At 36.9% G+C, this 1,370-nt stretch carries 2 protein-coding genes; one reads left to right on the plus strand and one right to left on the minus strand.

Annotated features, from left to right (window positions below; translation table 11 throughout):
- On the plus strand, nt 1-493 hold a 493-nt coding region (locus tag ACFIK4_RS08745; RefSeq protein WP_375675768.1), incomplete at its 5' end, for a hypothetical protein.
- A 13-nt stretch (nt 494-506) separates the two neighbouring features.
- Here ACFIK4_RS08745 and ACFIK4_RS08750 read toward each other — a convergent pair.
- A complete protein-coding gene (locus ACFIK4_RS08750) occupies nt 507-1,133 on the minus strand; it encodes a hypothetical protein (RefSeq protein WP_375627825.1) in 627 nt (208 codons plus the stop codon).
- Nucleotides 1,134-1,370 lie beyond the last annotated feature (237 nt).

Genomic DNA, 1,370 nt, shown 5'->3' on the forward strand with positions numbered 1-1,370 from the left:
AGCAGGGCAGGTAAGAGAACCAAACGGACGTATATCACGTGCAAAAGCACCGCGTGAAGCCGTTGATAAATTGGCAATAGAAATGCGTGCAAAGCGTTTCGGTTTAACGCTACAAGAGGCAAAAAATCCACTTTCTGGTACCTATATCGGGCGGCTTTGTTTGCAAGGCGTGATTACTCAAGAGCAATATGATGCCGCGCAACAATATCTACAAGTAAGAAACGATTACCTTTGTGCAAAGGGCTTGCCTAATGCGATTTATGACGAAATGCCATCATCATCTGATGATAAGGCAAGAGATAAATGGGTAGAATTTGCAACAGAGCAGTTTATAAACATGCAAGAGGCACTAAAAGAAGCCCAATGCCTCTATAGACAGTATAATCTTCATGCTGCGTTACAGTCCCTCGTTATAGAAGATCAAATGCTACCGCACCTTGTGAATTCATTACGCGTTGCTCTTAATGCTCTTCAGAAACATTTTGATCGTTAAATGACAATCTCTATTACGGTTTCATTATATAGTATATCCATTCTATGGTGTTGCAACGTTTCTTTAGTAATTCAATCGTTTCATAATAACCGTTTCTCACATTATATACTAGATCAGTAATTTGTTCTTCTAAGTCAAATTCAGGGTCCTTCGTAGTTTTAAGAAATTCTTTCGCATAATAAATCATTGGATTTTTGCTGTTATTTGATTCGTTATATGCCCACATAAAATACATTGGCTTCCAAAGATATTTCCTGCGTAAATGATCTATCACATTGGGTAGAGCCATGGGTAGATCCGTATGTGACATCAATATATTATAATCACCCCGCAATAAATTCACATAGCGTCCGCAATAAATAACCCATAGATGACGTTTCAATATAAAATCAGTTTCGGTGTATCCATGTCTGTGTGCATATTCTTTTGCTTCGAGTATCTTTTCAGAATGCGTAGAGCCAATATATGATTCACTCGCGTATTTGTTGTAAAGTTTATTATACTTCTCCATAGTATCTACACTTGTAAACATACGCGTCAATTTGTCTATAAATCCAAATGACGCTGATGCAGGTAGCGCTGATATAAAAAAGAAAGCTATAAATGTTATGATGCGTGTTATGGATAATGATTTCATCATTTTGAACCCTTAATTATTCATAAGCGCTGTTTAACCGATTCACTTTGAAATTATCAATATGTGTTATTTTTATGTTGACAAATTGTAGCAAATCGTATTTAATGACATTGCTGTACTTAGGCGTATTGTGTCTAGAGAGGGAAATGTACAGTTCAAAATCCCCGCAAATGCGGGGTTTTTTATTATCTGGAGGGCGTATTTTATGACATCAGAAAATACACATCAGGCTCCACAACC

It is taken from the genome of Bartonella sp. AP9QHHD (assembly GCF_042195625.1).
Taxonomy (GTDB): domain Bacteria; phylum Pseudomonadota; class Alphaproteobacteria; order Rhizobiales; family Rhizobiaceae; genus Bartonella.